6 protein-coding genes are annotated in these 7,636 nt (G+C 69.9%); 1 reads left to right on the top strand and 5 read right to left on the bottom strand.

What is annotated here, in order from left to right:
• The 3 genes from HNV26_RS36240 to HNV26_RS36230 all read right to left on the bottom strand — a co-directional run.
• On the bottom strand, nt 1-525 hold a 525-nt coding region (locus HNV26_RS36240), incomplete at its 3' end, for a hypothetical protein (RefSeq protein WP_171453003.1).
• 403 nt (nt 526-928) lie between these two features.
• Nucleotides 929-1,816 (bottom strand): ATP-grasp domain-containing protein, encoded by an 888-nt coding sequence (locus HNV26_RS36235; RefSeq protein WP_216613063.1) that lies wholly within the window; start codon nt 1,814-1,816, stop codon nt 929-931.
• A gap of 112 nt (nt 1,817-1,928) precedes the next feature.
• Nucleotides 1,929-3,743, bottom strand: coding sequence for an NUDIX hydrolase (locus HNV26_RS36230; protein WP_171444258.1), 1,815 nt, complete (start codon nt 3,741-3,743; stop codon nt 1,929-1,931).
• 213 nt (nt 3,744-3,956) lie between these two features.
• Here HNV26_RS36230 and HNV26_RS36225 point away from each other — a divergent pair, with 213 nt between their 5' ends.
• A complete protein-coding gene (locus tag HNV26_RS36225; protein WP_366817102.1) occupies nt 3,957-5,078 on the top strand; it encodes a proprotein convertase P-domain-containing protein in 1,122 nt (373 codons plus the stop codon).
• Between the two features lie 139 nt (nt 5,079-5,217).
• Here HNV26_RS36225 and HNV26_RS36220 read toward each other — a convergent pair whose 3' ends face one another.
• Together HNV26_RS36220 and HNV26_RS36215 are read right to left on the bottom strand one after the other, a co-directional pair.
• Nucleotides 5,218-7,419: a peptidase domain-containing ABC transporter gene (locus HNV26_RS36220; protein WP_171444256.1), complete on the bottom strand. Its 2,202-nt coding sequence runs from the start codon at nt 7,417-7,419 to the stop codon at nt 5,218-5,220.
• Nucleotides 7,416-7,636: hypothetical protein (locus HNV26_RS36215; protein ID WP_366817101.1), on the bottom strand; the 221-nt coding region annotated here is incomplete at its 5' end. The genes HNV26_RS36215 and HNV26_RS36220, both read right to left, overlap by 4 nt.

Here is a 7,636-nt window from a genome sequence, read left to right as displayed (position 1 = left end):
AGGCGGGCGATTGGCTTGGGGGCCGGTGGGGGCCGTGCCCCGGGCCTCACTGGTCTCAACCGGAAAGGGCGCCGTCAGGTCGGCGCTGGCCTTCTCGAGCTGTTCGACCGCGTAGTGCACGGAGCGCAGGTCCAAGAACCCGGGGATGAAGCGGAAGTTGACGGGCTCAGTTCGTTGCTGGTGGCCCGTAATGAGCGACATGGTGACGGAGACTACTCCGTCGTCCATTGCCGCCTCGGCGTAGATGATGGCGCCTCCGCGTCCGAGCTTGGCGAGACACTCGGTCGTCGGTGCGGGCGCACACGACTCTCTCAGCGGCACCGGACCACGTAAGATGAAGGTGCCGCGCCTCCGGTCGCTCGCGCGTATCCCAGACACGATGAGCCCTTCCGCATCCGTGCGGAGCTTGGGCTCGACTTTTCCCTGAACCGGATAGAGGCCGACTACGATCTGCGCGTGGGTAATTCCAGGCAACGCGAGGACCGCCGCCAGCACGAACGCCCCAAAGACTCGCGCGCGCAGCATTGCGCTTCAAGTTAGCGGAGGCGTGAGCGCTTGTAAACGGTGGGTCATGTGTGTGTCCGACGGCACGTCCAGGCCATTTGGACTGAGTCAATTGTTTGCTTGCAAAAGACACACAGCGGTCGCAGGTCGCAGGTCGTGGGAGGATGGAATTGGACGTTGTTGGGTTATCCCGCTTAAGCGCTGCTTGTTGGATGTTGGCTTGCTGGGTTGATGTTGAATTGGGGTGGGTCGTAGGTGACGCAGGGTGGGGCGTATTTGATTGCAGTGTGGGCTGGGATGATGCGGCCACCGGCCGGGAAACAGCACGAAGTGCAGGAGTTGGGCGGCGGAGAGTGGGCGCGCTTCAGCTGGTTCGATGCTGGCGCTCGTCGCCGCTCACAGCTCCCCGTGGAGGAAGTCGGTGTCAGCGGGTGGCGAGCAGGGCCTCGAAGAGCGTGCGCGGGTCCAGCCCGGGGGGCAGTCCGGAGACGCCGCCGTCGTTCACCTCGACCACCGCCCAGCCCCCGTCTTGGAGCATGGCCACGTCCAGGGTGAGGAAGGGCGAGTCGATGCGCCGGGCCAGGGGCTCGAAGCCGGTGAAGTCCGGCACGTCGACGTCGAACTCGTGGTACGGCTCGGCGGCGAGGAGCCGGCCGCTTCCGAAGAAGAGCCTGAACTCGAGGTGGGCCGGGCCCGCTGGCGTGCGCCCGTATTCCTTGAAGGGGAGGAACTTGCGGACGACGAGCCCTCGTTCGAAGCGGTCTCCGCGCTCATCGACGAGGTTGGCGCAGATCTGCTCGAAGCGCGCCTGCGTCGTGCCCGCGGGGATGAAGCAGGCATCGTCCCAGCGCTCCTTGGCCGACTTCACGTGGTCCTTCACCAGCCAGGGCTGCGAGCCGAGCGCCTGGGCCGCGTGCCAGGCTTCCGCCGCGTCCATGCCCTCCGTCCAGACGCTGCGCGCCGTGTAGCGGGAGAGCTGGGGGTACCAGTTGGGCAGGTAGAGCGCCGCCGCGTACTGCTCGGGCGTGGTCGTCAGTCGGTGTCCCAGGGCGGACACGGCTTCGTCCAGCGCCGTGTACTCCTCCTCCGTCAACATCCAGCCGCGGTAGAGGAGCCGGAGCCTGCCGCGCTCCGGGAGGGTGGACAGCGCCTGTTCGGCATTGCCGGAGAGCAGGGCGCCCAGGTCTGCCTGGTAGGTGTCGACCCCCAGCGCGTCGGCCGCGTCGGCCTCCACGTCGAAGGGGTCGTCCTGGGTGGGATTCCGGCCGAAGAGGATGGCGCGCGCGTGAGACGGACGTCGGGAGCCTGGCATCCAGAAGCCTCGCATCAAGGGTGGCGGTGTGTGGGGGGCACCTCCGACGCGTGCGCGCGCCAACCCTGACACGGTCCCCGCGCGGATTTCGCGGGGACCAGACGCAGGACGCTCAGTCCCCCAGCGCGTCGTACCGGACCAGCCGGAAGCGGGCGCCCTGCGCGTCCCGGATACGGGCCGCCAGCTTCTCGTGCAGCTCCGGCGTCCAGGCGCTCCACCGCTGGAAGAAGGCCGCGGTGGCCGCCTTGTCACCGCCGTGCTGGAGCGCGAGCACCTTCTCCAGCAGCGACGTCACGACGGCCGGGTACTTGTCGTACTGGATGCTCAGGCGCGCCGTCTGCGGGTCCGCCTGGAGGAGGCCGTGCTCCAGGAACCAGTTGAACTGCACCAACTGCATGCGCTGGTAGGGCTGGTCCTCGCGCGGGCGCACGTTCTGGAGCGTGCGTCGGATGCCGGAGGCCTGCACCGCGCGCAGCCCGGCGGCGTCGAGCGTGCCCTTCTTGTGGAAGTCATGCAGCGCGAAGAGGCTCACCAGGTCCGCCTTCATCTCCTCCACGGCGCCCGCGTAGTCCTCCAGCGCGTCGTCCAGCGTGCGACCCTTCTGGTCACGGTCCGGCCCCAGGTAGTGGCCTACCTCGTGCCAGAGGGTGCGCTGGAAGTTGCCTTCGGAGACCAGCTCCCGGGCGTGGGCGTCCGCCACCGCGGCGCGCCAGATGCGCTCGTCGGACGCGAAGAGGTCCGGGTTCCGCATGATGTTCTCCCGCAGGAGGATGGTGCGGCCATAGCGGCGCGCGGCGAGCGCGTCGTTGGGGAGGATGCTCGCGGTGTTGGTGCCGCGCGACTGGCCGAAGTCTGCGATGACGTCGTAGACGCCCACGGGGATGTCCTCGCGCACGCGCTTCTTCGCGGCGTAGGGCAGCGCGTCCTCCACCGCCTGGAGCCCGCCCAGGCGCTTGCGCAGCTGCTGCGTGGCCGCCTCGTTGCTCAGCAGCACCGACAGGCTGTGGAACGCCTTCACGCCGAAGAGCGCGTCGTCATACGTCTCATATGCGCCCAACTGCACGTTGAGCTTCTGGAAGCGGCCCGTCACCCAGGCCGCGTCGCCGCTCTCATAGTCGTTGGTGAGCAGGTCGCGCGCGCGGTTGCGCAGGTAGCGCGCCAGCTCCACGTCGCTGGCCTCCAGCCGCTCCGCCGCGCGCATCACCAGCCCGTAGGCCTTCACCAGCTCCGGTCCATAGGCCACGGCATAGGGCACGGCGTAGAGCGCCTTGGCGTCGGGCCGCTTCGCCTTCGCTTGCAGGGACTGGCGCAGGCCCGGATGCAGCGTGTCCAGCACCGGGTGCGTCTGGAGGACCTTCACGTCCTGGCGCAGGTTGGCGGCCGTGGCGCGGCGAACCACCGTCTTCTCGCTCAGCAGGGACTGGCGCTCGCCGGGGTTCGCGGCCAGGAAGGCGTCCACCTCCGCCCGCGTGACGTCCACCGGGTACACGTTGCGCGCGGACACCTGCGCGTCCACCGGGAGGAACGCCTCCCGCGCGTTGCTCAGGGTGCTGGCGATGGGGCCCTGGTACAGGCGATACAGCGTGAGCAGGTCCTGCGTGCGCTTGGGGCTGCCCAGCTTCTTGTCGAGCGCCTCCAGCTTCGCGTGAGCCGGGAGCGCCTGGTGGTGGCGCGAGGACTCGTAGAGCCCCTGGAAGATGGCGCCCACCTCCAGCAGGTCCTTCACCGCCGCCTGCTCGTCGGGCGTGAGGCGGGAGAGGTCCGGCGACAGGCGGACCTCCTGCGTCTTGGCGAGGACTTCGGCCACCTTCTCCTCTGGCCAGTAGCCCGGAGGCAGGGTGGGGGAAGGACGGCTGGGGGCGGCAGCCTGTGCCGACAGCGCCAGGAGGGCGGCGGCGCCCAGGGACAGCGCGTGGGGGATTCGCATGACGCGCAAGACTGCCACGGAGGTGGGCGTATTCCCCACGGGTTCGGTTGGATTGCGTCACGCATGGGTGACGTCCTGTGCGCCGAGCAAGTCTTGCGCTACATGGTGCGCATGAAACTCAAACTTCCCTTGTTTCTTTCGCTATCCACGTTTCTCCCGGCGCTGATCAGCTGTGGAGCCCCGACGTCCACGGACACCGCGCACGAGGCCGTCGTGCTCGGAACGCAGGCCCAGGCGCTGGCCACCGGTACGCCCGCCGCCGAGGGTGTGCTGTCCTTCCTCAACGACTCCTCCCTCTCCTACACCGTGCTGGACCTGGAGGTGCCGCTGGACGCCCCGGCGGCGCAGGCGCTGATCGACTTCCGCGAGGGGCCGGACGGCGTGCTCCACACGGGCGATGACCGCCGCTTCGTGAGCATCGAGCAGGTGGACGCGGTGCCGTACGTGGGCCCCGCGGCGCTCGCGGCGCTGGAGGCGTACGCCAAGGGCACGGGCCGCGTGGAGCTGCCGGTCGACGGGCACGTGGGGACCTTCCACGGCGTGGCCTTCAACGTGGCGGAGGCGCGCCGCGCCATCCTCGCCGCGAACACGGAGAGCGCGTCGAACCTGGAGACTGTCTTCGGCATCCCCGCGGCGGCGGTGCAAAGCCTGGTCGCGGCGCGTCCCATCCTCCACATGGTGCAGCTGTCGCGGCTGGCGAACGTGGACGCCGTCACGATGGGGCAGCTCAAGGCCCACACGCAGCAGGCGGCCGAAGGTGACCCGTGCACGGGCCCTGGCATCTGTCAGCCCGGGCTCGTCTGCGAGGGCCGGCCCGGTGACGGTTCCAGCCCCTATGGCCGCTGCGTGGACACCTCGCCCCTCGCGGGCAACGGGGACGTGTGCTCCCGCTTCGTGGCGTGCCCGTCGGCGGAGCTCATCTGCATCGGTCTGGCGTCCGGCTGGGTGGAGGGCTACTGCGCCCCGGCGTGGATGGGCGCCTCCTTCACCGAGTACTCGGACCTGCGGCTCCAGTCGACGAGCCCGCTGCTGACGGCGCCGCTCGTCGTGGTGGGGCTGGCCACGGTGCCCATGGACATCAACGTGGAGCTGGACATCGTGCACACCGCGCCGCACCGGCTGGTGCTGACGCTGGAGGACCCGGGTGGTGAGACGGCCCTGCTGTGGGACGGCCCGAATGAGGGAACGCCGCCCTCGCGCATCGTCGTGACGCGGGGCATTCCGCGCGACGGCAGCATCAACGGCCAGTGGAAGCTGCACGTCGCCAACCCGTCTGGCGTGGGCAGCGGCACGCTGCGCTCGTGGACGCTGAAGCTCACCAGCCGCTACGACTGAGCCGGCTGTTTCGCGGTGGGCCTTCGCGCTTCGAGGGCCCACCGCGCGTTTCACGGTGGCGACGCGGGCCGGCTGGCCTGCGCGTGTCGATGACGGGGGGGCAGGATGTTCATGAGCCCCGGGGCGTACTCCAGGCGCCTCAGCCCGTCGCCTGGGTGCGCTCCTCCCGTTGTGCATTCACCAGCGACGCGTAGGTGCCCTGGCGTTCCAGCAGCTCCTGGTGCCGGCCGACCTCCACCACCTTGCCGGCCTCCATGACGAGGATGGTGTCGGCGTTGCGCACCGTGCTGAGCCGGTGGGCGATGACGACGCGGGTGCACTTCAGGGACGCCAGCGCCTGCTGCACGTGCGCCTCGGTGGTTGCGTCCAGGGCGCTGGTGGCTTCATCGAGCAGGAGGATGGCGGGCCTGCGCACCAGGGCGCGCGCCAGGGCCAGTCGCTGCCGCTGGCCACCGGACATGGAGAGGCCCCGGTCCGTCAGCGGGGTGTCGTACTGCATGGGCATGGCCATGATGTCGTCGTGGATGTGGGCCAGCTTCGCGGCCTCCACGACACGGTCCATGTCCAGGTCCGGGTCGCTCAGGGTGATGTTCTCCCGCAGCGACGCGTTGAAGAACGAAGCATCCTGCAACACCACGCCCAGTTGGCTGCGCACCGCGCGCAGGTCCAGCTCGGCCAGCTCCGCGCCGTCATACCGGACGTGTCCGGAGGTGGGCAGGTAGAGCCCCAGCAGCAGGTGCGCCAGGGTGCTCTTGCCCGCGCCCGAGCGGCCGACGAGCGCCACCATCTGCCCCGGCTCCACGTTGACCGACACGCCCTGCACCACCCAGGCGGAGTGGGGGGTGTAGCGGAAGCGCACGTCCTCCAGGGTGACGGCGCCGCGCAGCGTGGGCGCGCGGCCCCGGTGCGCCGCGTCGCGTTCGGGGGGCGTGTCCAGCACGTCGTTGATGCGCTCCAGGTAGGTGCTCAGGAACTGGAGCTGCCCGCCGGTGCCCAACAGGTTGGACAGGGGCACCAACAGCGCGGTGGCCAGCGCGTTGATGCTCAGCATCTGTCCCAGGGACATCGCGCCGTCCAGCACGCGCCACGCGCCCACGCACAGCAATACCAGTGGGGACACGCGGCGCAGCGTGCCCGTCAGCGCGTCCAGCCACGCGGAGAGGCGGCCTCGCTCCAGCTCCACGTTGAGCAGGTCCACGTAGAGGTTGGCGTAACTGCCCACCATGCGGTCCTCCACGCCGAAGGCCTTGAGCGTCTGCATGCCGGACAGCATGGCCATCAGGTAGCTCTGGCTGCGCACGCTCATGTCCAGGCTGCGCGACAGGTGGTTGCGTTGTCTGGCCCGGGGCAGCGCGAACACCAGCACCTGCAACAGGCCCAGCCCCACCACCAGCAGCCCCAGCGACGCGTCCGCCACCAGCAGCAGGCCCAGGTAGAGGAGCACCAGCGCACCGTCGAGCGCGCTGGACAGCAGGCCGGTGGAGAGCAGTTCGCGGATGGCCTGCTGCGAGCCCAGCCGCGTCAGCAGGTCGCCCGCGGGCCGGAGCTGGAAGAACGGGTAGGCGAGGCCCACCAGGTGGTCCAGCAGCCCCTGCGTCATCTGCGAGTCCAGGCGCGTGCGCAGCTCCACCAGGAGCTGGCCCCGCACCACCGACGTGAGCAGCTCGAAGAGCAACACGCCCGCGAGCGCCGCGGACAGCACGCCCATCAGCGAGTAGTCCTGCCGCGGAACCACGCGATCCACCACCATGCCGGTGAGCAGCGGCACCGCCAGCGTCAGCACCTGGAGCACGGCGGACAGCGCGAGCACCTTCACCAGCGTGCCGGCCTGCCGCTTCACCAGGGGCACCAAGTAGCGGTAGGGCCCGCGCCGCGTGTGGCCCGGCTGGAAGTTCTCGGATGGCTCCAGCAGCAGCGCCACGCCGGTGAAGCACTGGCTGAACTGCTCCATGGAGACGCGGCGGCGGCCCTGGTCGGGGTCCACCACCTCGACCCAGCCGCGGCCCAGGCGCTCGAAGACGACGTAGTGCGTGAAGCGCCAGTGGAGGATGGTGGCCGGAGGCAGGAAGGGCAGCCGGTCCAGGTCCACGGAGACGGCGCGCACGCGCAGGCCCAGCTTCTGAGCGGCGGCCTTCAGCGCCTTCGCGCTGGCGCCGTCACGTCCGGGGCCTGTCACCTCGCGCACCGCGTCCAGGCCCATGTAGCGGCCGTGGTAGGCCAGCACCATGGCCAGACAGGCGGCGCCACAGTCCGTCATCGTCATCTGCCGCACTTCGGGCACGCGCTTGCGCAGGCCGAGCCTCCACCGGTGCTGGGGCTTCCGCGGCGCCTCGGCCGTCATGGCGGCACGTTTCCTTTCGAGGCAATGAGCGCCGGCCACGCCAGGACACCCATCGCCAGCGCGAGGCCGAAGACGAACAGGAGCGCGAACGTCCACCGCGTCCATTGTCCACCGATGCGCAGCAGGTCACCTTCGTCCTGCACGACGCGCTGGTAGTGCGCCAGGGCTTCCTTGCGGAAGATGGAGGGGCGGCCGTCGGTGGGGGGCTGCATCGCGG

Origin of the sequence: Myxococcus xanthus, from assembly GCF_013116825.1 — a bacterium.
Lineage (GTDB): Bacteria > Myxococcota > Myxococcia > Myxococcales > Myxococcaceae > Myxococcus > Myxococcus xanthus_B.
This window is presented reverse-complemented; position numbering and strand designations above follow the sequence as displayed.